This is a genomic window from Rummeliibacillus sp. GQ308, from assembly GCF_059759115.1.
Genome location: NZ_JCAXDQ010000001.1, coordinates 427,033 through 451,619 on the forward strand (window position 1 = coordinate 427,033; position 24,587 = coordinate 451,619).

Genomic DNA, 24,587 nt, shown 5'->3' on the forward strand with positions numbered 1-24,587 from the left:
AAGATTCCCTAAAAAAATAAAATAAAACGAAATTAGGTTTATTAATACTATTAAAATCTAGATATATATACCTTAAAAATGTAAATACATGTATGAAATATTATGCTATATTTTAGGTGATAGACCATTGATGGGATGGAAGTGAGAAATGACAATGTCTAAAACTACTATAATTGATAAAGAAGCTGCTCGTCAGATCAGAGAGGGAATGAAAGCAGATTGCACAAAATGTTTTGGTCTCTGTTGTACTGCTCTAAATATTGTTGCTTCAAGCGATTTTTCAATTAATAAACCGGCAGGAACTCCCTGCCTGAATTTGCAACCTAATTACAGCTGTCAAATACACAGCCAGTTGAGAGATAAAGGCTTCAAAGGATGTACAGTTTTTGATTGCTTGGGTGCGGGGCAGGTCGTTTCTCAGGTTACTTTTAAGGGACAGAGTTGGCGAGGAAATCCTGAAATAGGGAAGAAGATGTTTCAGGTATTTCCAATTATGGAGCAGCTCCATGAAATGATTGCATATGTTTCAGAAGCTCTGTCTTATGAAATACCGGAAGATATAGCAGATAAATTGAGAATACAGTTAAAGAAATTGCAGTATTTAACTGAGTTGGATGCAGATGATTTACTTGCCCTTGATTTGATAATGTACCGTTTTTCTTTAAATGAGCTTCTAACTATAGCAAGTAACTTTGTTAGGGAAAAAGCGATTAGTAAACTGCCTGGTAATCGAAATATAAAAGATTTTGATCATGCAAGAGTGGACTGGATCGGAAAGAAACTAGAAGGAAAAGATTTAAGGGCTGCTGATTTTAGAGGAGCTTATTTGATTGCTTCAGATATGAGAAATTCAGATTTGAGAGAAGTAAATTTCATTGGTGCTGATTTACGAGATGTTAATTTGGGTGGAGCTGATCTTTCTACTAGTATGTTTTTGACTCAAATGCAAATCAATTCAGCAAAAGGAAATGAGATGACCCGGTTGCCAATGTATATACAGAAACCTTCTCATTGGTAAAGGTAGCTATCGCTGTCTGTTTTATATTTTTAATCTTCAGGTAATAGGACCTGCTAGCGTTTAATCAAACCTTGCAGTTTCTCTGAGGGAGGCTCTGATAAGAATGTATGTTTACTTGTTCATTTTTATTGATGACAATACAAAAAGGCCTTTGTTCAGCGTCTTGAACAAAGGCCTTTCTTTTATACAAATGGACGTCTTACACCTGCAATTACGTTACAGTGTGCGTTGACAACTGGTGAAATCATGACTTTTTGTGGCCATGATTCGATTACTTTGTTGTCGCCGAGATAGATTGCCACATGCCAAATGGTGTGTGTACCCGGCTCATAGTAAAAGATTAAATCACCACGCTGCCGCTTGCTGTAGCTTACTTTTTTAAATTTCGAAGAAGCAAACAGTTTGCGGCTGTTCCACTCATTGCCAGGATGTGCGTGTTGGATGCTTGATACTGGGACAGGGTTAATCCCGCCCGCATACAATCCTTGCGTTACAAGCCCACTGCAATCTAGTCCATAGCTTGGTGAAGAGGAAGCACCGACGATATAGGGTTTTCCTAAATATTTATAGCTTTGTGTAATCATCGCTTCGATATGTTCTTTACGTCCATCCCAAGCAAAGGCTTTAAGCGGTGCTATATACTGGTCAATGCTATACCATGATGCTTTACTGAAGCCTAATTTCTTCCAAGTTTTTATATCCACATTACCTGTAACGGGCAGATGATTTTTGGCTTGGAAATTACGCACGGCATTATATGTGGCATTGTTATATTTAGCATAGCCGTTGGGTCCGATAATCCCAAGTTTATTCATAACTTTCCATGTCTTGATGCCTTCGTAGCCTCGACTTAAATTATAGCCAACTTTCCCTGTTGGCTTGATTTGTTTATATTGAACTTGATAGTAGGCCTTGGGATTTTGATAACCCTTCGTTTTTACCACAAAGTGTTTATGAGCGGTAAAATAGTTGCCATTCGTCAATTGAAGGCGCGGTGTTCCTTTAGAAGAGGAGACAATTCGCTTAACATGCAAATAGGTGCCTTTCTTTTGAAAGCTTACTTTCTTTTTAAATTCAACATCTTTATACATGGAGGTACCTGCTATTACCTTTACAATCACAGGATTGGTCTTATAGAACGTTGATACTTCTTTTGCCTGTGCAGTGGATTCCTTGCCAATCGTAGGGGAGAGCAAGAGAATACTTGCCATCAAACCCATTATCCATTTTCGCTTCATATATGAGCCTCAACTTTCCTAGTATATTAATAAACTTGCATTTCTTCATTAATAGCTGATTGCCCGATATTTGTCATCTTTCCAATGTTTCTTAAATGTACTGATTTTCATGCTGCTTTTTTTACCTGTCCAAGGGTCATTAAAATAAACTCTTGAATTGTCATAGCCTGTCACAGTTAATGCGTGATTTACAAAACCATCGACATTTGCTACCCATACAACTACCGGGTGATTACGATTGATTTGTTTTTTAATCGATGTAAACGATTTGCCTGTCATGTTAACCGAGGAACCGGCATATTTTTTGACTAGTTTCATCAATGCAGGAGGGAAGATCCACCAACCTGCTTTACTATAGGGACTACCAACGAAGCCTAGATTGCCGTTTAATGTACTAGTTCTTGGCATTTCCCTGGCCATTTTCATCTTATCCACTTTGGCTCCTTTATACTGGAGCATCATGGTGACGGCAGTAATTTCACAACCAGTTGGCAACTCAGGAAGTTGATTAATGACCTTTACGTTTAGGTTTTTATAATATTCGCTTAAGCCATTTGCTTCAATCCACCCTAACAATTTGCCTTTATATGAAATTCTGTACCATAGTTTTCCGCCAGCTTTAGCAGATCTGCTTATGTACATTTTCTTGCTCTTATAGTTGAAGCTGCGGTGGCTTGGTTTCATGGAATTCTTGTCTACATTATAGGGATTATGTTTATAGATAGGGTAATTTTTCTTTTGCACTGTTTTGATTTTTAGATAGAAATTCTGTTTTTTTTCATCTATCTTTTTATAGTAAAAATGTTTTGCCTTTAAAGGTGTTTCCTTCGGTGGTTTCGTTTGTGGAACTTCTTTACTTTCATCTGATTCTTCAGAAGGAGTTTGTGGATTGGTTGGTTTATTTAACTCTCCGTCGCTTTCATCATCGGTTTTAGGAATAGCCTCTGTAGCACTGGTTGGTGTGTCCTCTAGCAACTGATCGACACGTTGATTTTCTTCGTGTATAGCTGGTGTCTGTTTTAAGATTCTTTGCTGATTTAGCTCATTTGCCTTTGGGAGCTTGGGTGTTTCATTTGCCGCATGAACAGAATATAGAGAAGGCTCTGCAAATAGAAGCGAAGCAGCCACTATAGTAGATAAGCCAATTTTCTTTCTATTATTCTTCATTTATAGTCCCTCCAATGTTAATTTATTTATAATGTATTACCCATTCATGCTAAAAGTATATAGGTTAATGGGTGAATTTACAAAAAAATTAAAAAATGGAATGTAGCTTATAGTCCTTTTTCTTTATATTTATTTAAAAAAGTTCGCTTAAAAAATAAGCGAACTTTCGTATTTAACTATATTATTTTAATACCTAATCATGGAGCGAAAGGTTAAGCTATTTTTGTTATATTTAGCTGATGCTCTCGATTGAAGGCTCCACTCCTGCTTCTTGAGTGGGTTTTTTATAAACTTCATCTTTAGTATAGATAGTTAAACCTGTTGTATCTTTTGTTGATCGAGAGAATAGTAGACTAATGATATATCCATATACATATGCAGAACAGAATGAAACGATACTAACTGTAAACGGCGTTAAATTAGTCTTTTGAACAAAATACGCTGTAATTGCACTTAGGAATAGGCCGATTAACACGCCTGGTGTATTTGCGCGTTTTGTAAATATACCTAATGCGAAAATACCGGCAATAGGTACACCAAACAATCCGGTAATAGCTAGGAAGAGATTCCATGTTTCTGCACGATTAGTTGAAATTAGATAAAGAGCTGCAGCCATACCGAGTAGGCCTGCTATGATGACGATGATACGAGCCAACCAAACATCTTTTTTCTCATCTTTTCCAAAGAAACGTTGTTTAAAATCAACTGTTACACAAGCAGAAATACTATTCAAGCTTGATGAAATAGTTGATTGGCAAGCTGCAAAAATAGCAGCAATCAGAAGACCTGCCACGCCTGCCGGCAAACTGGAAACGATAAAGTAAGGAACAAGAGCAGACGTATTAAAGCCTTCGGGAAGTGAAGTGACATTGTTGTAATAACTAAAAAGCACAGTTCCCATACCGAAGAAAACAGGAATTGTCACCAAAGCTAAAATGCCGTTTGTCCATAGAGATTTATTGGTTTCCTTAATGGAACTCGTGGTTTGATAACGCTGCACCACATCTTGGCTCGCCGTATATTGATGTAGATTATTAAAAATAGAGCCCAAGAAAATAATGGGAATGGCAGCAGCTGCACCCCCGAATTGGAAGTTTTTCGCCGTGATTAATTTATCATGGTCCATCGCGTTTTGCATCACCGTAGAAAAGCCACCGTCAATCGCATGAATCCCTAAAAAGACAAGCAAAATTGCTCCGCCCAATAGAATAATCCCTTGGATAACATCACTCCAAATAACCCCTTCCATACCACCTAGGAATGTATAGATGATACATAAACCTCCAACAGCTGTTGCGATAATAATCGGATTAATATCAGATACAAGTGTGATAGCCAATGTCGGCAAATAAATAACGATGGCTACGCGTCCAATATGGAACAGTGTGAATAACAAGCTGCCAATAAAGCGAAGAGATACCCCAAATCGTGCTTCTAAATATTCATAGGCAGTTGTCACATTTAATTTTCTGAAGAAAGGAACATAAAAATAGATTAAGACCGGAATAATCACCAAAATCGTGAGATTCCCGGCTGCATAGGACCAGTCAGATAAAAAAGCCTGTTCGGGTGTTGACATATATGTAATCGCACTTAATGTCGTTGCATATATACTAAACCCGGCAGCCCATGCGGGAATTTTGCCACTAGCTGTAAAGAAAGCATCTGTATTTTTGCTTGATCTCTTTGTGAAATAAATCCCTACCGCCAACATAGCCAGCAAATAAAGAACAAGTACCGCCCAATTGGCCGTTCCAAAGCTAATTTTCTCCATCAAACTCACCCTTTCAATAAATAAAACATTTTTTATTTATACAAAATTCTTTCAATTTAGTCCGTAGCAATCTACTAAAAGATTGCTAAAAATTAGAGTTCAAATTTTTCCACAAGATCTTTTACTGCATCTTTCTTTACTGGATCCAGAGAAGACATTGGCTGTTTGACGGTGCCGGCTTGAATGCCTTTTACGTTCAGTATTTCTTTTAACGTTTGATACAAGCCAAGCTCTAAAATCTTTTCAATCAAATCATTGGTTTTATGTTGTACTTCGTAGGCCTCTGCGACTTTGCCGGTTTGGCATAAATCCCATATTTGTTTTGCTTGTTTTCCGTTTACGTTATAGGTGCTACCGATTGCACCGTCAACACCGCTGATTGCTCCGTAAATTAACATTTCATCAAACCCTGAGTAAATAAGTTTATTAGGATATTGTTTTCTAAGACGTTCAAGTAAGAAGAAGTTACCGTCTGTATATTTCACACCTATAATCTTTTCATTTTGGAAAAGCTCGTCAAACTGAGCCATGGACATTGAAACACCAGTAAGCGCTGGAATAGCGTAAATAATCATATCGTTGCCAGTTTCACGAATAATTGTTTCATAGTAAGCTTTGATTTCTTGGAATGTAAATTTGTAATAGAAAGGCGTGACAGCAGAAAGGCTATCATATCCAAGTTCTGTTGCATATTTACCAAGCTCAATTGCTTCATTAAGATTAAGCGAGCCAACCTGTGCAATTAATTTAACTTTACCTTTATTTTCATCGCTTACGATTTGAAAAATCTGCTTCTTTTGTTCTGTGGAAAGTAAGAAGTTTTCTCCCGAACTTCCATTTACATAAAGTCCATCAATTTGTTGAACATCAATGTTAAACCTTACGACATCACGCAAACCTTGTTCAATTATTTGGCCATTTTCATCAAATGGTACAAGCAATGCAGAAAATAAACCTTTCATTACTCATTCCTCCTATTTACTAATTGATAAAACAATACGTAAAATATATAATATTGTCAGACCAATTTTTAGTTAGTACCATCATAAAAGGCTCAAATTGAAAAGTCAATATTTTTTGTAAGGGTTTTCATATAGTTGCAGCTTATAGATCAGAGTCGTTATGATAGAAAAAAAGAGGAGGAGAAGGTGAAAGATGGTTATCCAGAAGATATCTTTGGTCGACCTTGCAATTGATCGAATAAAAAATTATATCAAAGACCAAGAATACAAACCGAATGATAGATTCCTATCTGAAAAAGAGTTGGTAGCCAAGCTTCAGGTAAGTAGAACGGTTGTTAGAGAAGCGCTTATATCTCTCCAAACCATTGGCATATTGACTATCAAATCAGGTGGCGGAGTTTATATTGCAGAACCAAAGCTTGATTCCATTACAGAAATCTTGAAATTTCATTATGATACGTACGGGATAAAGCTTAAAGAATTAATTGAAACGCGAGAGATTGTTGAAATGGGTGCTCTAAGATTAATCATTGAAAATAATACGCTCGCAGATACAACCGAATTAACAAACTTAAATGAATCATACTTTCAAGCGATTATAGCAAAGGATGATCCTAAGCCGTATGATCGACTATTTCACCAAGCTTTAATGAAAGCTACTGATAATAGTACGTACTATTTATTTAGCGAAATTATCAACGAATACTTTTCATTTGTTTGTATTGATGTAAAAGAAAAAGAAGACGAACTGCTACAGGCATATACAGAACATAAAGCTATTATTGAAACTATAGAAACAGGAAACCTTCATGAAGCGCAAAATAAAATGAAAAAGCATTTTGAACCTATTTTTAAATTGGTTCAACAATTAAAGGAGACACCTGACGATGGAGCCGATTCAATCATCTGAAAGAAAGTCATTAAAGAAAATGATCATCCAAGAAATTAAGCAGTATATTATTGATCATGAATTAAAAGCTGGCGACCAGCTCCCAACTGAAAGGAAATTTACAGAGTTATTCGGAGTGAGCAGGTCTGTGGTCAGAGAAGCACTGAGCTTTCTTGAAAATACGGAAATCATTACTGTACGCCAAGGACATGGAGCATTTTTAAACGAAACAAATTTTGAAAATTTATTGGACAACTTTTTCTTCTTATGGCAAATCAATAGCGGGAAAATGAAAGAAATTGTGGGCTTAAGGGCACTTTTTGAATCAAGTGCTATTGATGAAATTGTGAAGGCAAATCGCAAGGACGAATTAAATCGCCTAAAAGAATTGGTGGAAAATAGTGCAGGACTTACAACCCCGGAAGAATTCAGAAATGCTGATCTTGCCTTCCATAAGGAGCTTTTGAAAGCAACGGGCAATGAGTTGTTTATACAAATGACTAATATGATTACAAGCTACTTTTTCCAAGTACAGCATGTACAGCTGACCCATGCAGAATATCAGGCCATTATTAAAGAACATCAGGAAATAGTTGCAGCCTTGCTAGCGGGAGACGCAGAACGAGCCAAAAAGCTTTTGACAAATCACATGAAAAATACACGTGCATAGGGGACTACCATGGCTAAATATTTAACAATAGATATCGGCGGCACCTATATTAAATACGGATTGGTTGATGAGCAGCTACATCTTATTGATAAGGGAAAAGTAGCTACAAAGAGAAATATGGAGTCTGCCATTTTACAACAAGTAGACGAGATAATAGAAAAATGTTTAAGCGTAAGCTCAATAAATGGAATCGGTATAAGCACAGCCGGAATTGTTGATAGGCAGAAAGGCGAAATTGTATACGCCGGGCCTACAATTAAAAATTATAAAGGCACTTCCTTTAAAAAACATATAGTTGAAAAGTTTGATTTGCCTGTTCATGTTGAGAATGATGTAAATGCTGCATTGTTAGGCGAAATATGGAAAGGTGCGGCGCAACATCACGATCAAGTCTATTGCATTACACTAGGTACGGGGATAGGTGGTGCCTATTATGATGAGGAAATTGTAGATGGCTACCATTTGCAAGCTCACTCGGTCGGCTATTTATTATATGACCCTGCTTCTAAAACAAACTATGAAATGAGGGCTTCTACCTCTGCTTTATCAAGGAATGTTGTAGAAGAATTAGGCACTGATTTTACAGTGCAAGATGCTTTCGACAAAGCGAAACTAGGTGATGTGAGCTGCACTGATATGATTAGAGATTGGTGTAAGGAAGTCGCGAGAGGGATTTCTGAAATTATCCTGTTGGTTGACCCGAGCTGCATAATAATTGGTGGAGGCATTTCTCAACAAGGAGACTTTTTATTGCACCTCATTGAAGAACAGGTGGAGGAGTTCTTGCCATCCCATTTTCTAAAAACGGAAATTAAAGTGGCGCAGCTGTATAATGATGCAGCCTTGTACGGTGCTGTATACCCATTTTTTAAGGAGGAAAAGTAGAATGATCCAACAAGTCAAAGACGGTCTGATTGTTTCATGCCAAGCTTTACCGAATGAACCATTACACAGTTCTTTTATCATGTCCAAAATGGCGTTAGCTGCCTGGCAGGGGGGCGCAAAAGGGATACGTGCAAACTCAAAGGAAGATATTTTAGCGATTAAAGAAGAAGTGGATTTACCTATTGTAGGCATAGTAAAGCGCGATTATAGAGATAGTGATATCTATATTACTGCCACTACGAAAGAAATTGATGAATTGCTAGAAAGCCAATGTGATATGATTGCGCTGGATGCAACAAGCAGAAAACGCCCTGGTGACATTCATTTAAGTGAGTTGGTTGCGTATGTGAAAGAGAAGGCTCCTGAATGCCAGCTGATGGCAGATATTGCAACGCTTGAAGAGGCAATCGAAGCAGAGAGATTGGGTTTCACTTGTATCTCTACGACATTGCATGGCTATACAGAAAAAACAAAAGGGAAGAAATTATATGATAATGACTTTGAATTTCTTAAGAACGTTCTCAGTCAAATTAAGATACCAGTTATTGCAGAAGGCAATATTTTGACCCCTGAAATGTATCAGCGATGCATGGAGATAGGTGCTCACGCATGTGTAGTTGGAGGAGCCATCACACGGCCAAAAGAAATCACTCAGCGCTTTGTGGAAAAGTTTTAAACTGTAAAGTCTTTAATCTCACCAAGGTTAAAGGCTTTTATTATATATATCAAATATCTGGTGAGTTCTTATATATACATAATATTTGGGTGAATCACACATAATTTTATATAATTAGAATGAAGTATTAAATTTGATAAGAAGGGTTTTGAAATTATGGTTGCGAGTATTCGTAACATTACCATCTCCAACAAAGATGAAATTTTAGCACTGCATGTAGCTAAAGCGCAAGAAGGGTTTATTGAAACAACACAAGAATGCTTAGAGGAAGCCGGTGAGAATGCCAATTTTGTCCCCGTTGGTTTGTATGTAGACGACATTCCTGTAGGGTTCGCCATGTATGGTGCCTTTCAGGATGAAAAAGAGGGACAACGAGTGTGGCTAGATCGGTTTTTGATTGATTCGCATTACCAAGGAAAGGGTTATGGTCGTCTTTTTCTTGAGCAATTAATCCAGCATTTAATTGCGAAGTATCAGTGTAAGAAAATCTATTTAAGCGTATATGATAACAACAAGCATGCTATCCATTTGTATCAGCAATATGGGTTCTTCTTCACCGGTGAACTAGATACCAAAGGAGAGAAAGTAATGGTTAAGGATATTTCGAACTAAATTTTAAAAAAAATCCAACGAATAAAGTTGGATTTTTTTGTTTATGTAGTGCAAAAAAGGGTATAAGGTGTTATCTTAGCATGTGTATACATATGTTAGACAATGTGCATTTTTATTCCAAAGGGAGGAAATAAAATGAAAAAATGGTTAGTTACAGGTTTATCGATTGTGTTAGCAGCTACCCTTGCTGTTGTCCCAGCAACCCCAAGCGTTTTAGATGCAGGTCCTAAAACAGCATCTGCGGCTACAAAGACAACGCAAACTTACATGCTGAGTACGAAGAAAACTTATGTACGTAAGGGTGCAAGCACAAAAAATACGGCTGTTGGATATATTGACAAGAAAGTACGCGTAAAGCTTAAGATTACAAAAAATAAATCTTGGGCTTACTTTAGCGAAAAAGGCTTAAAGGGCTATGTAAAACTAGCTGACTTTAAGGATTTAAAAAGAAAGAGCAGCAGTGAAAGAGAATCAAAGATTATCACCCTTGTTAATAAAGAAAGAAAAAAAGCAGGCTTAAAACCTCTTAAAGAAAATAAAGTGATGAACTATACAGCTTATTACAAGAGTAAAGAAATGGCACAAAAAAATTATTTCGGCCACGATGGCGGAAAGTATAAAACATGGTCTAACCTAATTACTAGCCATATTGGCATAAACATTACGGGAATGGGCGAAAACATTGCCTATGGTTATCCATCCACGAAAGAAGTAATGATTGCATGGATGAATTCAAAAGGGCACCGCGAAAATATTTTAAACAAAAACTTTAAGGAAATGGGTGTTGGCGTTTATTACGATAAAAGCAACAAACGTTTCTATTGGACGCAACATTTTCTAACAAAATAAGAAAAGAAAAAAGGATATCTCATTTTAAAGCTGAACTAATTTTTCTATTAGTTCAGCTTTTATTTGTTTTGAAGGCTATAACTTGTATTCCACAGAATGATTAATTGAATAAGCCTGCCAAATAAAACCGGTTGTTTGCGGTTATATTAGAGTAAAATTGTAAAGGAACATCTAAATTAAAGAAGTAGTTTTGTAGAAGAAACAAATTAAATTGGGAACCACCTTTTAGATTAAATCTAATTGGTGGTTTTTTTATTACACTATCTTTAAACTTCAGAAAAATTATTTAATTTAAATTGTTTTGGTATCAACAATAGTGTACGTTGCATAGTATAAATCAAATACTGTATCACATCTAGTAAAGCAAAATGAGGTGGGTGAATGGGTAATTTATTGAATTCATTATCGACAGAACTTAGAAGAGGAACGTTAACATTAGCTGTTTTAAGCCAATTACGAAACCCCCAGTACGGTTATTCACTAGTTCAGTTATTGGAAGGAGCAGGTATTTCCATTGAGCAAAGTACCTTATATCCTTTACTGCGCCGATTAGAAAAACAGGAGTTGGTGACAAGTAGTTGGGATACATCTGAGAGTAGACCCCGTAAGTACTATGTTTTAAGTGAATATGGTTTTGAGATATTTTTGCAGTTAAAGAAGGAATGGATTGAAAATTCTAAGGAACTTTATAGCTTATTAAAGGGAGGGGAAGTTGATGAATTTAATTGAAGTTTATATTCAGGAAGTTACTCGAAGGCTGCCTGAAAAGAGTCGTGGGGATATTGCACTTGAGCTACGGTCAACCATAGAGGATATGCTGCCCAACGATTACAGCGAGGAAGAAGTAAAGACTGTTCTTGAAAAATTAGGAAGTCCTGTCACGTTAGCTGTCGGTTATAGGGATCGACCGATGCATCTTATAGGCCCACGTTATTTTGATGTGTATGTGTCATTGCTAAAAATGATATTGCCGATTGCCGTTGTTATTTCGCTGATTTCCATGATTGCAGAATATTTTATTGGATATGATGGAGAAGAAGCGATATTAAATGTTATTTTTGATGTGATTGCATATGGTATATTGAAAACTCTGGAAGTTGGGATCCAAGTATTCTTTTGGCTAACACTTGTTTTCGCTATTATAGAAAGGGTAGATAACGGAAAAGATGAACAACCCTTAACTACAAACCTTAAAAAATGGACACCTGCTGATTTGAAAAACGTCGCTTATATTCCTAAGAAAAAAACCATTACAAAGCTTGAGGTATTTGGCAGTTTAATGTGGACGGCCATTTGGGCAACCATTTATTTTTATGCAGACCATCTTGTTGGTATTTATAGGGGAGAGGGAAATAGATTTGAATTCATCACTCCAGTCGCTAATCAAGAGGTCTTGCTCCAGTATTGGTTTATCGTTCTAATTGTAATTTGTTTGGAAATCGCATTGGCTATTTATAAATTAATTAAAAGTAAATGGACTAAAGGAATGGCTATTTTTAATACGGCATTCCAGTTGATTTCCACCATTGTCTTCATTGTGATTTTAATAAATCCAGATTTAATTACACAGAATTTTATTATGTATATGACTGATATATTCGAGATAACGGCTAACCAATTGAAATCATGGATTATTGGGGGCGGCATTTTCTTCTTTATAGTAGGTGCTGCAATCAATGTAAATGATGGATATCGCAAGGCTAGAATTCGTTAATCGTGTGAAAGCAATTTTGGGAACGTTGGTTAAAGAAGAAAGTTAAGCTAGCCTTGTTAAAACTAATTTAACAAGGCTATTTTTTTGAAATTAGCTATTTAAACTGCTTAAAATGATTAGCATCCCTCTTCTTTGATTCTCTACTATATATTGCACCACAGCTATTAGCTTGTTCACTGATTCTTCCTTTGAAAGCTTCATAACCTCTTTTTAATAATTCAAAATAACGTTTAGGAGACATGTAAGCAATATAAAAACGTACACTACTAAATTGATTATAGTAATGTACATTTTTATATTATTAGCTAATTTTAATTAGTTTTAAAGCACTACCTTGTTTTTAACATTACAATGTAAAATATTTTTTATTCGTTCAATTTCCAAGTAGCATAATTTAGACTGAGCGCGAAGATAACCCATCCGATATAAGGAATCATCAATGTGCCTGCTGTTCGATCAACTTGGAAGAAGTCATAGGCAGTGAGTGCAATCGCGCCTAGCAATACGGTCATTTCCACTAATGCCGTGCCACGAAGCTCCCAACGGAAGAACAAAAATGACCATAAGAAATTAAGTCCAAGCTGTAGTTCATAGATGGAAATTTCCTTTTTTCTTTTACCTTCTTGCTGTTTGGATACTCTATATTTTGCGAGTCCCATTAATCCATATAATGTAGTCCAGGCAATGGGGAAAACAGCGGAAGGCGGAGAAAACGAGGGTTTTTTCAGCTTCTGATATTTCTCTTGAGCATGTCGATTGGCAAGCCACCCAGTAACGGAACCTCCAATAATAGGGACGAGGACATTCTTGGCCAAGCTCTTTGTATCCATCTTTCCATTAACTTTCAATAATTCCATAGAAAATACACCTCCTGACTATCATCTTTCCCTTGTAGTAATAATCCAAACAATACCTGATGAATCTTAACGGATTACTGTCGTATAAAAGTAATTTACCCCCGTCCAGAGGAAAAATACTACCGCACTTCGAGGATTTACTAACGCTAATCTAAAATTTACTCCCGAAACTTTACAGATTACGTCTTCTAGAGAAACTAATCATAATAATAAAAACCCCCTCGATAAAATTCGAGGGGGTTGCTACATCTAACAACATAAACACATTAGTCAGCCATTTTTGCCTGAAGTTCTGCTTCTTTTGCTTCCATAGTTTCAGATTGCCACCAAAGGACATCATCTGGGTCTTGATCTAGGACTTCTTTAAACTCTTTACGTGAATCCACAGCTGGGAACGAGCCTTTTAGTGGACGTCCAGATGTATCGCGGAATAGCCATGTAAAGATTACGAAGCCAATAATACTAATCACCATTAGATAGATGGCAGGTGACAATGGATTTTTTGTAGCATGTACAAGATAAGATGCTACAAGTGGTGTAGTACCACCAAAAATTGAAACAGAGATGTTAAACGATACGGCAAGTGCACGGTATCTGACATCTGAGAAGAAAAGTGTTGGTAATAGCGACGGCATAGTACCTTCATAACAGCTTAGGAAGAAGCCCAGCAAAAAGACGCCAGCGAAAATCCAGCCGATATGGCCATAACCCATCATTGAAAATGCAGGGACAGCTAAAATAAGCGTTCCAAGTAAACCAATTTGAACAATACGTTTATTACCAATCTTATCACTCCAGCGACCAAAGAAGAGTGCAAGTGGAATCATAATCATCATCACAACTAACAAAATGACTAAGCTTACTGTATTGTGAATATGCAATACCTCTGTCATATAAGAAGGAATGTACGACAGTATCATATAGTTTGTAATGTTAAAGAAAGCCACAATCACAATACTTAGTAGTAAATCTTTTTTATAGTACTTAATGATATCTCTAAATGGAATGTGTTCTTCACTTTCACGTGCTTCTTCCATTTCTTCAAATACAGGAGATTCATCTAAATGACGGCGTAAGTATAGGCCGACTAAACCAATTGGCGCTGCAATAATGAACGGTAAACGCCATCCCCATGATAGCATTTGTTCATGCGACAGCATAAAAGTAAGTAGTGTGACAACCCCAGAGGCAAAAATATAGCCAACGAGCGTACCAATTTCCAGGCCGCTGCCAAGAGTCCCACGTTTTTTATCAGGAGAAGATTCTGCAATATAGACCATTGCGCCTGAGTATTCGCCGCCTGTTGAAAAGCCTTGAATCATGCGTGCTACAAGCAGTAAAATAGGTGCCCAAACACCGATTTGTTCATAAGTGGGTAAAATACCGATTAAGAGGGTAGAGATTGCCATCATAATAATGGTCGTACTTAAGACGATCTTTCGTCCATATTTGTCCCCGATCCGGCCAAAGAATATGCCGCCGAGTGGACGAATTAAGAAAGCAACCGCAAAAGTGGCGAATGTAAAGACGAGTTGAAGACTGGGGTTACTTACTCCTGCAAAGAATAATTCACTGATTACAACAGCTAGGTATGCGTAAAGTCCAAAATCAAACCATTCCATCATATTACCTACACCTGTTGCAAATACAGCTTTCTTTGCTTTCTTTGAGCTTACGATATTAATATCCGAAGGCTCAATATCAAGATTTTTTTGTACCATATTTCTAAAACAGCTCCTCTATTTAGTTTTTGCTATTTTCGAGAAGCTCCAAAAAGATACCTATGTTTAAAAGAAATAGCGGAAACTTAAAAACAATCTCCGTACCTTTTAAGAGACCATATTCAGTTGTATTGTTGCAAAGTAATGAGTGAAAAGAGATGAAACTATGAAGTTGTTAGATGTGAAAAAAGATAAACGCATTTCCTAATGATGAATAGGTATACTATTATAATAGAAGAAACTAAATTTAACAACCCATAATGTCCACCATGTTCTGATTCCCTATTCAATCAGCCTATAAACATATTAAAAATAGATAAATCTTTTTGTGAGTGAAATAGGTTCTTATTTCATATAAATTCAACAAAATTCGACACTAATAAGGTATATTAATATATGTATTTTTTATTGGAGGGAAGCCATTTGAATCGCCGAGGTATCAGTATATGTCTGCTGCTCATATGTTGTTTGCTTGTATTAACGAGCTGCATGAAGAAAAGTATTCAATCCCAGGAAGTAAAGCCTCTTTCATCTACCGAAAAATTTGTGATTAATCATTTAATCAATGAGGATGGGCTTTTGCGCACGAATTTAACTGATCAAAAAAATGTCTATTTATCTGAATCTGCAGGTTTATGGTTAGCTTATTTATATGAAAAAGGTGACCAGAAACGTTTTCATCAACAAGTAAAAGTGATTAAAGACCATTTTTTAAAGAACGGATTGCTTGCATGGAAAATTGACGGAGAAAAACAGGCAACTGTCAATGCATTGATTGATGATGAAAGAATTGCAGGTATTTTACTAAAAGCAGGGGACAAATGGCATAGTGCAGCATATACCAAGTTAGGGAAGACAATCAGCCAATCGCTAGTAAAAGACGGAATGCGGGATGGCTTTTTTGTTGATTATGTAGATGTAGATACATATAAAAAAGCAAATGTATTAACGCTGAGCTATATAATGCCACAATCTTTAAAGGAAATGAAAAAACATGATGTTCTTACAGAGGAACAATATCAAAAGCAGCTATCGATTTTAAGTAAGGCGCCACTATCAAAAAATGATACCTATCCAAAGGCCTATCAGATTGATAATCAAACGTACGTATATGACGATGATTTGCATTTAGTTGATCAGCTTTATGTCGCATATCACCAAGCATCTGTTGGTCAAAATACCCAAACTTTCAAAAAATGGCTTATTAAGATATATAGAAGGGAACATAAACTTTATGGCAGGTATACAGCAAGTACTGAAAAACCCTCTGTGCAGTATGAATCACCCGCAGTTTACGCACTTGCTACACGCTATATGCTTAAAGCAGGAGACTTCAAACTGGCCCAAGAATTTTATGGAAAAATGAATGAAATGAAAATTAATAAAAAATCTGGTTACTATGATGCAAAAACAAAAGAAACTCATGCATTTGATAATCTATCCCCATTATTAGCAGAAAGGGAGATGGCGCATGCAACTAAAAAGTAAATGGCTAAGAGAATTATTTGGCTTTGGGGCTTTATTTATTATACTGAGTCAATTGCCCCCTTATTTTTTGTTGAATGGTGAGAATACACGGCTGTTATTATATATCCTATTGCTTCTTATCTTTTTCTTTACGCTGTGGCGTGGGTTGGTAGCAGGATTAATTAGCAGTTTAATTTATCTGTTTATAACAGGTACAGCCCTGATTTATACGGAGTTTTCGGGTGAAGCTGTATCAGCGACTCGTATGCCATTACAGTTATTTTTAGGATACGGGATTGTACTTTTGCTGGGCGTCCTCGCCGCAGGGAAGATACAAGGAATACTTGTGACGCAGCAGGAGTATAACAAAAGGCTTCAACAAGATATCAAGAATTTTGTAGCGGTGGATCCGGAGACGGGTTTTGACAATGAGATGCGTATGCGTTTGACATTAAATGAAGAAATGCGAAGAGCTGATCGCTATCATCATACATTTACCTTCATTCTCTTAAAGCTTGAGAATTATAGTCAATTTAAAAAACTATATGGCATGAAAGAAGCAAATAATCTTTGGAAGCAGTTAGCTTTAAGAATTACAGGCAAGCTCCGTCATATTGATAAAAAGTTTCGGTATCAGCAGAATGAAATCGGTTTGCTGTTGACAGAAACATCAGACGCTTCGATTGATATTATTTATCAAAAATTGGATGACATACTCAAAAATCATCAACTACTCAATGGCAAATGGATAACACTCCAATACAAAACAAGCTACATTACCTATACACCTAATAGCGAGCGTACCCTTGATGAATTGCTAGGAGAGATGGAAAGGGAGATGAGAACAAGTGAGCTATAAGAAGTTTTGGCTGTTTACTCTTGTTCTTTTAGGAAGTGTTATTTATGCAGGAAATACATATGCTTCTGCCAAAGAAAAGGACACTGCAATCGTCTATATGACAAGCGACGGGCGAGTCAATGAAGAAATCGTAGCATTGCAGGAGATGTTGGAATCTGTAGTGTCTGTCGATACAATCCCCGTAGAATCATTAACTGATAACAACTTGAAGCAATATCGCAGGCTAGTGTTTATTAGCACCTATAAGGAGAAAGTTCCCCTTAAAGCAAAAAGAGCAATGGAACATTTCAAAGGGCCGGCACTTGCTATTGGCGAAAATGCCACGCAATTAAAACCCTTGGGAAAGTGGAAAGACCGTGAAAATATAAAACTACGCAAAATTGGCAACTATACGTTGACAGAACCAATTAGGTGGCATGCTATGATACCCCCGAAAGAACAATGGAAAGTCCTTGTACATGCCTCTACGTTAACGCAAAAAGTGCCATTCGTATCGCGTTCTCTTCATTCAAACTGGTCTTATATGGGCGATTTGATGTCGTCAACAGACTTTGTCTACAGCTTGCCGCATCTCTTTAGCCAAGTGCTGGGCATACAGTTTCAAAATACACATCCAGCCTATATCGTCCTAACGAATATAAATATGAAAACCAATTTAACAAAGCTAAAAGAAACAATCAACGAGCTTTCTTCTCGTCACATTCCACTTCATCTAGCAATTACGCCGATTTACAAAGAGAAAGATGGCTCATCCTATTATATTCAGGATAACAAAAAGCTGGTTAAGTACCTGCGTTCTCTTCAACAAAGAGGGGCATCGCTTATTCTATCTCCTTCTGGCAATGAAGTAGATAATAGTTTGGAATATATGGTTTTAAATAAGCTCTATCCTACAATTATCAGCAATCCAACTAAAGGGTTTACGGCTGCCCTGCATGAACATAGCCACCACTTTTATATGGCAAAACAGGATGGTCATATAATATATCCGATAAATGTAAATCAGATACAAGAATCAACGGAGACGTCCATTAATCAGTTTCAGGCATCGCTTGCTCGATTAAGAAATGTGCCAGGTTCAGCGATAGGCATGCCTTATCCAGTCTATCTAGGAGCTCCCTTGATGGAAAAAATCATCAGCACATTGGAAGATACCCAAATGCCAATTGAATGGATTGATTTTCGGAAGAGTCAGCTTCAAGTCAAGACAAAGAAAGTAGATATCAAACAAGAAAAAAGCGGAGCCCTGCACGTGAAGAAGTCATTTACTATAAAGGATCGACTACAAATGTATTTCCAGGAAAGGCCTTTTGAAGTTGTTTTGTGGGCCATTCTAGTGGTTGTGACAGTTTTTGTAGGGATTTTTTTCATAAATACGCTTCGTTTGCGTATAACATTGCGCAAGCGATTGTTTGAGGAGAGGAATGAGCATGGCTGATCTTTTATTTTATATAGCACTATTTCTTATATGGGTAATGCTGTTATATCATATGTTTCTAATGGAAGGGGGCTATCTCCATTTCCGCAGTTTTGAAAAGCCCATTCCTGAATGGTCCAGAAATATGGAGGAGCTGCCAACTGTTAGTGTCTTTATACCAGCCCATAATGAAGAACTCGTTATCGAACAGACTTTACGAGCGATGTCTCGGTTGTATTATCCCAAGGATAAGCTTGAAGTCATTGTTATTAACGATAATTCGTCCGATGATACGGGCTTGATTGCAAGTAGGTTTGCGGAAAAATACCCATTTATCCGCGTCCTTGAAACAGTGGAACCGAATAAGGGAAAAGGCAAATCCTCTGCATTAAATTCTGCGCTTGCTGACTCGTCCAGCGAGATTGTTATCGTATATGATGCAGACAACACACCGGAGCGAATGGCGGTTTGGTACTTGGTGATGGGACTTCAAAATGACCCCAAAGCCGCAGCAACAGTCGGCAAATTCCGTGTCATCAATGCGGAAGAAACCTGGCTGACTCGTTTTATCAATATTGAAACGATTTGTTTTCAATGGATGGCACAAGGCGGACGTTGGAAATGGTTCCGTGTTGCCACCATTCCTGGTACTAACTTTGCTATTCGCCGCAGTATTTTAGAGAGGCTTGGCGGTTGGGATGTTAAGGCATTAGCAGAGGATACAGAGCTGACCATTCGTGTTTATAATCTAGGCTACCATATCCGCTTTTTCCCAAAAGCTATTACATGGGAACAAGAACCGGAAACCTTGAGTGTATGGTGGAAACAGAGAACACGGTGGGCGCGTGGCAATCAATATGTTGTGCTAAAGTTTCTTCGCCAATTTTTAACACTAAAGAGAAAGAGTATTATCTTTGATTTGTTTTATTTCTTTTTCACTTATTTCCTATTTTTCTTTGGAGTAATTCTGTCGAATGCTTTATTTATCATCAATTTGTTCTATGATATCGGTCTTAGCATTGGCAATATCTCTTTAATTCTCTGGGGACTTGCATTTTTACTCTTCCTAGGAGAAGTGATGGTCACATTAAGTATTGAAAAAACAGAGATGAATTGGAAGAATTTCATATATGTCATCGCCATGTATTTTACATATTCACAGATGTGGATTGTGTTAGTGGTTCGTTCTTTATATTTAGAAATCAAGCGTTTGATTACAGGCCAAGAAGTCAAATGGTATAAAACAGAGCGCTTTGCGAAGAAGCCAAAGTAAGGAGGAGAAACATGAGAAACTTTATATATCTTGCAGCATTGTTCTTCAGCCTGTTTCTATTTTCTTTGCCTGGAAAGGCAGCAACGAACATTACGGTGAAGCACCCTATTACAATAGAAGGCACAAGTAACGAAGAAAAACCGCTTACCAATAAAGTAATCGAATTGCAGGGGCCATCATCTTCCACTGACTTTTATTATTCACTAGAAGAAAGTGAAAGAAATAAAAAGCATAGTGCTACTTTTCACTTGGAGCATTCGGAATTACTAAAATCCCCTTCATCGTTTACAGTGAAAGTGGATGGACTACCCGTTAAGTCAATTTCTCTTGCAGGCAAGAAAACAAACAATAGCGTGACGATTGATTTACCAAAAAGAGCTTTAACAAAAGGAGATCATACGATAACAGCGAGTTTTTATGGAGTGGTAAAAGAAGGCGTATGTGTTGCGCCGGGTGATCAAGGTAACTGGCTGAAGATTGATGTACTTTCATCCATCTCTTCGTTTGCAAAAGAAAAAAAAGAAATAGCATTAAGCGATTATCCATCTACTTTTAAAACAGGGAACACCCAGATAGTATTACCAGACAATCCATCAACAGCTACTTTAAATAGCGCTTATCAGCTAGCGGCATTTTTATCAGAAGAGGAGGACAGCGAGGCTACAGTATCACGAGAAACTCATCTTCGCACAGTAAAAGGTCCAGTGATTTTTGTCGGAGCTAAAGATGAGTTTAAAACAACGGAAATACAACGCATTATGTCTAAGGCAAATGTCAGCTACAAAGATGGAATCTCCCTCAAAAGCGGAATATTGCACAATCAAGGCAACAAGAATGAGGTTCCTGTACTTTTTGTAACTGCAGACAACAGCAGTACCATTGAACAAAGAATTGATCTTTTATTAAAAGAAGATTTAACAAAGCAACTGTCGGGGCAACAGATGACGGTAGACCAATTGCCGCAGTCAAAGAAGAAGGACGGCACTCATATAAAACTCAACGAATTAGGCTTTAAGAGTGAAACCTTATCTGGCGGTAACACAACATCAAAAGATTATTATGTTTCATTGCCTCGCATGGAAGAAGACAATCAAGCAAACCTTCATTTGTATTTGAAAAAATCAGCAACCATGCCTGTAAAAGATGAAGAGAATGGCCGGAAAACAGAGCTAATCCTTTATGTCAATGATGTTCCTCATTCCATTGATCTTAGCAAACTAAAGAAAACACAATCAGGTATATATGAAGCGAATGTACCCATTCAAACGAATTTATTAAACAAGCATTCGCTCGTTGATTTGAGATTCGAGGTCACTGGATTCCAATTAGAAGATCCATGTGAGCATACAGGTGAACGTTTTGAGTTGTATATTGATGGAGACAGCACGTTGAATCTTGCTGAAAAAGCAAACAATACGGTATTTTCATTGCGTGATTATCCCAATGCTTTTGATCATCAAACACTGATCATCATGCCTAATCAAAGACAAGTGAGCGATAGTCAAATGCTCGCTCTATACAAAACATTATTTATTAACGGTGAGCTTCCGCCTATTAAATTAAAAACAGAAAAAGAGGTTTCGCAGGCCGAACTGCAAAAATATGCGCTAATCTTTACAGGGGAAGCGAACAATTTTAATTTATTAAAAGATAAAAGAGACCAACTCCCATTATCAGATGAAAAAATGATGGAAGAAGGCTTCTTACCGCAGGCAGTCGCATTAACTGCTTACATCACACAAAATTTCTGGCAGTCTAGCGAACCGTTGCTCGTGCTTGGAAACCGCGAGCAATCTCTCCAGGATGATGATTTTTATCGTCAGTTGAAAAACTCAAACGCTAACAAATCAGCAGCAGTTGAAACAAAAGACGGTCGCTTTATTGTTTCTACTAAAAAAGTTACTGAAACAAATAATGTCTCCAAAAACGATACAAAGAAACAAGCTGTACCTTATATAGTAGGTTTTGTTATTCTCATCGCGGCTATTGCTCTTATTCTTTACATGGCCATACGGAGAAAGAAAAAGAATACGACCAACATTGAAAAATAAACGATTTAAACCCTTTTCTATAAGAAAAGGGTTTTTTTAGGAGAATTAAGGATCAACCATTCTTTGAATACTGTTAAAGTGACATACTAATCAAGATTTACGGGAGAAATTTATATTTAGTATGACATAAATTAATTATTATGTTGACATAATTAAAGTTTTTAAGTATATTATGTGTAAACGATTACATATGTAACCGGTTACACGTTCAATAAGGAGAAATTAATGGTAACAATTAGGGATGTGGGTAAACACGCAGGCGTTTCGGTTGCGACCGTTTCGCGTTATTTAAATGACAAGGGCTATGTAAGTGAGGAAACAAAAAATGTACTCAAGAAATCAATTCAAGAATTGGGATATAAACCAAATCAGATGGCACGTTCACTCAGTACAAAAAAGACAAATATTATAGGATTGCTTGTTCCTGATATTACTAATCCTTTCTTCCCGGAATTGGCGAAAGCCGTAGAGGAAACAGCTTTTTCGAATGGCTATACGGTTGTCCTTTGCAACTCTTCTGAACAACAGGAGAAAGAAAAGCATTATATACAATCATTGCAGCAAAATTATGCAGCAGGGCTGATTGTAACGACTAATTATACGGAAGCGGAATATTACCGCCATATCAAATTGCCGATAGTTGCGCTCGACAGGCGATTAGATCCTACCATACCGACTGTTACGACAAACAATGTAGAAGGCGCTAAAACGGCGACCAACTATTTACTTGACCAAGGATGCAAACATATTCTTTGCATAAGAGGGCCTCAAGGAATCGGAGTAGCCGAAGATCGGATGAAGGGTTTTCTGGAAGTAGTCAATAATGCGCAGGATATTCAAGTCGAAACCATCACATCGCCATTTGAATTTACAGAAGCTGAACAAAAAGCTTTCAACATACTCAGTGCTTTTCCAACAATTGATGGAGTGTTCGCAGCAAGTGATGCTTCTGCGATTGGTGCTATGAAAGCAGCGCAATCGCTGGGTAGAAAAATTCCAGATGATATCCAAATTGTAGGGTTTGATGGAATTAGCCTTGGAGCGCTTGTCACACCAGAACTAACCACAGTTGCTCAAGATATTTATCATCTTGGTAAAGTAGCGACAGAATTATTGTTAAAGAAAATTAAAGAAGAACCTATAGATAATCATCTCATCGAATTGCCGACAGAGTTAGTCATTCGGCGCTCGACAAAATAAGGAGGGGTCAAATGATTACAGTCATTGGCAGTATCAATATGGACTTAGTAGTAGATACAACGATTTTTCCTAAACAAGGAGAAACCGTGCTAGGCAATCGTTTTGAAACAGTGCCTGGCGGAAAAGGCGCAAATCAAGCGGTCGCAGCAGCGAGACTTGGTGGAGACATTCATATGGTAGGCGCTGTAGGACAAGACGGATTTGGCCAAGAACTCACAGCAAATTTATCAACAGAAGGCATTCACACACGTTTTGTTGCCACTGCTCAAGAAACAGCAACGGGCATTGCCAATATCCTTTTATATGAAAATGACAACCGGATTATCGTTGTGCCCGGTGCAAATGGACTTGTAACAGAAGCTGAAATTGACGAAGCGAGAGAATTAATCGAGCGCAGTGAACTAGTCATCATGCAATTGGAGATTCCGCAAGAAACCGTTGATTATGCACTTCGTGTTTGTAAAGAAGCAGACATTCCTGTTCTACTAAATCCAGCACCTGCGAAAAACTTTAAGGAAGAATGGATGAGTAGCATTGCTTACTTAACTCCAAATGAAACAGAGTGCGAAGAGATCTTTCATAGTGAAATAGAAGAAGCTCTTGAGAAGTATCCAAACCAATTAATCGTCACTTTGGGTGCAGCTGGAGCTCGCTATTATAACGGCAAAGAACATGTATTCATTGAAGGCTTTAAAACAAAAGCGGTAGATACAACAGGAGCCGGCGATACATTCAATGGTGCACTTGCATACGCCATAACATCAGGACAGCCGTTAAAAGAAGCAGTACGATTTGCGAACATTGCAGCATCCTTATCTGTAGAGAAATTCGGAGCGCAAGGCGGCATGCCAACACTTCAAATGGTGGAAGCCCGCTTGAAAGGATGAGCAGTTTGAAAAAACAAGGAATTTTAAATCGGGAGCTGGCAGGTATTTTCGCAAAGATCGGTCATACAGATACCATCATGATTGCTGATTGCGGTCTGCCCATTCCGGACGGAGTCACATGCATTGACCTTGCCTATAAAATGGGAAAACCTAGTTTCATAGACATACTCGAAACTGTGCTTGGTGATTTCAAAGCAGAAAAAGCTTGGATAGCAACAGAAATGGACGCAGAAAATGCGGAGCTTTATAGTCAGCTAACACCTTTTCCATGTCCAATAGAAAAGGTCAGCCATGAACAATTAAAACAAAAATCGGTGGATGCCAAAGTTATTATCCGCACAGGAGAGGCAACACCATACGCTAATATACTTTTGCAATCAGGTGTGATTTTTTAAAAGGGC

General features: G+C 37.4%; 23 protein-coding genes. 17 read left to right on the forward strand and 6 right to left on the reverse strand.

What is annotated here, in order from left to right; all coding sequences use genetic code 11:
* Positions 1-154: 154 nt before the first annotated feature.
* Positions 155-1,018, forward strand: coding sequence for a pentapeptide repeat-containing protein (locus AC6CHJ_RS02020; protein ID WP_498287132.1), 864 nt, complete (start codon positions 155-157; stop codon positions 1,016-1,018).
* A gap of 182 nt (positions 1,019-1,200) precedes the next feature.
* Here the strand turns inward: AC6CHJ_RS02020 and AC6CHJ_RS02025 are convergent, their stop codons facing one another.
* From AC6CHJ_RS02025 to AC6CHJ_RS02040, 4 genes are all read right to left on the reverse strand, one after another.
* Positions 1,201-2,256, reverse strand: a complete 1,056-nt coding sequence (locus AC6CHJ_RS02025) for a DUF5776 domain-containing protein (RefSeq protein ID WP_498287133.1) — start codon at positions 2,254-2,256, stop codon at positions 1,201-1,203.
* A 48-nt stretch (positions 2,257-2,304) separates the two neighbouring features.
* Positions 2,305-3,423 (reverse strand): C39 family peptidase, encoded by a 1,119-nt coding sequence (locus tag AC6CHJ_RS02030; protein WP_498287134.1) that lies wholly within the window; start codon positions 3,421-3,423, stop codon positions 2,305-2,307.
* Between the two features lie 232 nt (positions 3,424-3,655).
* Complete coding sequence (locus AC6CHJ_RS02035; protein ID WP_147194980.1) at positions 3,656-5,197, reverse strand: sodium:solute symporter family protein; 1,542 nt, start codon at positions 5,195-5,197, stop codon at positions 3,656-3,658.
* Positions 5,198-5,289: 92 nt separating this feature from the next.
* The gene (locus AC6CHJ_RS02040) at positions 5,290-6,159 is read right to left on the reverse strand and encodes an N-acetylneuraminate lyase (protein ID WP_498287135.1); all 870 of its coding nucleotides are present in this window, start codon (positions 6,157-6,159) and stop codon (positions 5,290-5,292) included.
* Between the two features lie 193 nt (positions 6,160-6,352).
* Here AC6CHJ_RS02040 and AC6CHJ_RS02045 point away from each other — a divergent pair, with 193 nt between their 5' ends.
* From AC6CHJ_RS02045 to AC6CHJ_RS02080, 8 genes are all read left to right on the forward strand, one after another.
* Positions 6,353-7,069: a FadR/GntR family transcriptional regulator gene (locus tag AC6CHJ_RS02045; RefSeq protein ID WP_498287136.1), complete on the forward strand. Its 717-nt coding sequence runs from the start codon at positions 6,353-6,355 to the stop codon at positions 7,067-7,069.
* A complete protein-coding gene (locus AC6CHJ_RS02050) occupies positions 7,047-7,718 on the forward strand; it encodes a FadR/GntR family transcriptional regulator (protein WP_251645345.1) in 672 nt (223 codons plus the stop codon). The genes AC6CHJ_RS02045 and AC6CHJ_RS02050 overlap by 23 nt, the downstream gene beginning before the upstream one ends.
* Positions 7,719-7,727: 9 nt before the next feature.
* The gene (locus tag AC6CHJ_RS02055) at positions 7,728-8,603 is read left to right on the forward strand and encodes an ROK family protein (protein ID WP_498287137.1); all 876 of its coding nucleotides are present in this window, start codon (positions 7,728-7,730) and stop codon (positions 8,601-8,603) included.
* A 1-nt stretch (position 8,604) separates the two neighbouring features.
* The gene (locus tag AC6CHJ_RS02060) at positions 8,605-9,279 is read left to right on the forward strand and encodes an N-acetylmannosamine-6-phosphate 2-epimerase (RefSeq protein WP_498287138.1); all 675 of its coding nucleotides are present in this window, start codon (positions 8,605-8,607) and stop codon (positions 9,277-9,279) included.
* A 156-nt stretch (positions 9,280-9,435) separates the two neighbouring features.
* On the forward strand, positions 9,436-9,891 hold the full coding sequence (locus AC6CHJ_RS02065; protein ID WP_150283621.1) for a GNAT family N-acetyltransferase: 456 nt from the start codon (positions 9,436-9,438) through the stop codon (positions 9,889-9,891).
* 135 nt (positions 9,892-10,026) lie between these two features.
* A complete protein-coding gene (locus AC6CHJ_RS02070; protein ID WP_184117519.1) occupies positions 10,027-10,740 on the forward strand; it encodes a CAP domain-containing protein in 714 nt (237 codons plus the stop codon).
* 381 nt (positions 10,741-11,121) lie between these two features.
* Entirely contained in the window at positions 11,122-11,469 is a 348-nt protein-coding gene (locus AC6CHJ_RS02075; RefSeq protein ID WP_498287139.1) for a PadR family transcriptional regulator, read from the forward strand.
* Positions 11,456-12,454, forward strand: coding sequence for an HAAS signaling domain-containing protein (locus AC6CHJ_RS02080; protein ID WP_498287140.1), 999 nt, complete (start codon positions 11,456-11,458; stop codon positions 12,452-12,454). The genes AC6CHJ_RS02075 and AC6CHJ_RS02080 overlap by 14 nt, the downstream gene beginning before the upstream one ends.
* 365 nt (positions 12,455-12,819) lie before the next feature.
* Here the strand turns inward: AC6CHJ_RS02080 and AC6CHJ_RS02085 are convergent, their stop codons facing one another.
* Complete coding sequence (locus tag AC6CHJ_RS02085) at positions 12,820-13,311, reverse strand: TspO/MBR family protein (RefSeq protein ID WP_498287141.1); 492 nt, start codon at positions 13,309-13,311, stop codon at positions 12,820-12,822.
* A 266-nt stretch (positions 13,312-13,577) separates the two neighbouring features.
* A complete protein-coding gene (locus AC6CHJ_RS02090) occupies positions 13,578-15,032 on the reverse strand; it encodes an MFS transporter (protein ID WP_147194947.1) in 1,455 nt (484 codons plus the stop codon).
* Between the two features lie 423 nt (positions 15,033-15,455).
* Between AC6CHJ_RS02090 and AC6CHJ_RS02095 the strand changes: the two genes are divergently transcribed.
* The 8 genes from AC6CHJ_RS02095 (at position 15,456) to rbsD (ending at position 24,581) form a co-directional block, all read left to right on the forward strand.
* A complete protein-coding gene (locus AC6CHJ_RS02095) occupies positions 15,456-16,520 on the forward strand; it encodes a glycosyl hydrolase family 8 (protein WP_498287142.1) in 1,065 nt (354 codons plus the stop codon).
* Positions 16,504-17,358 carry a diguanylate cyclase domain-containing protein gene (locus AC6CHJ_RS02100; protein WP_249775445.1) on the forward strand — a complete coding sequence of 285 codons (855 nt, stop codon included), beginning with the start codon at positions 16,504-16,506 and terminating at the stop codon, positions 17,356-17,358. Before AC6CHJ_RS02095 ends, AC6CHJ_RS02100 begins: the two co-directional genes overlap by 17 nt.
* A complete protein-coding gene (locus tag AC6CHJ_RS02105) occupies positions 17,348-18,796 on the forward strand; it encodes a DUF2334 domain-containing protein (RefSeq protein WP_498287143.1) in 1,449 nt (482 codons plus the stop codon). Before AC6CHJ_RS02100 ends, AC6CHJ_RS02105 begins: the two co-directional genes overlap by 11 nt.
* Positions 18,789-20,048, forward strand: coding sequence for a glycosyltransferase family 2 protein (locus AC6CHJ_RS02110; RefSeq protein ID WP_498287144.1), 1,260 nt, complete (start codon positions 18,789-18,791; stop codon positions 20,046-20,048). The genes AC6CHJ_RS02105 and AC6CHJ_RS02110 overlap by 8 nt, the downstream gene beginning before the upstream one ends.
* Before the next feature lie 11 nt (positions 20,049-20,059).
* A complete protein-coding gene (locus tag AC6CHJ_RS02115; RefSeq protein WP_498287145.1) occupies positions 20,060-22,099 on the forward strand; it encodes a cellulose biosynthesis cyclic di-GMP-binding regulatory protein BcsB in 2,040 nt (679 codons plus the stop codon).
* A gap of 225 nt (positions 22,100-22,324) precedes the next feature.
* Positions 22,325-23,299, forward strand: coding sequence for a LacI family DNA-binding transcriptional regulator (locus AC6CHJ_RS02120; RefSeq protein WP_498287146.1), 975 nt, complete (start codon positions 22,325-22,327; stop codon positions 23,297-23,299).
* 11 nt (positions 23,300-23,310) lie between these two features.
* Positions 23,311-24,186: a ribokinase gene (rbsK, locus tag AC6CHJ_RS02125; RefSeq protein WP_498287147.1), complete on the forward strand. Its 876-nt coding sequence runs from the start codon at positions 23,311-23,313 to the stop codon at positions 24,184-24,186.
* A gap of 5 nt (positions 24,187-24,191) precedes the next feature.
* A complete protein-coding gene (gene rbsD / locus AC6CHJ_RS02130) occupies positions 24,192-24,581 on the forward strand; it encodes a D-ribose pyranase (RefSeq protein ID WP_249775451.1) in 390 nt (129 codons plus the stop codon).
* Positions 24,582-24,587 lie beyond the last annotated feature (6 nt).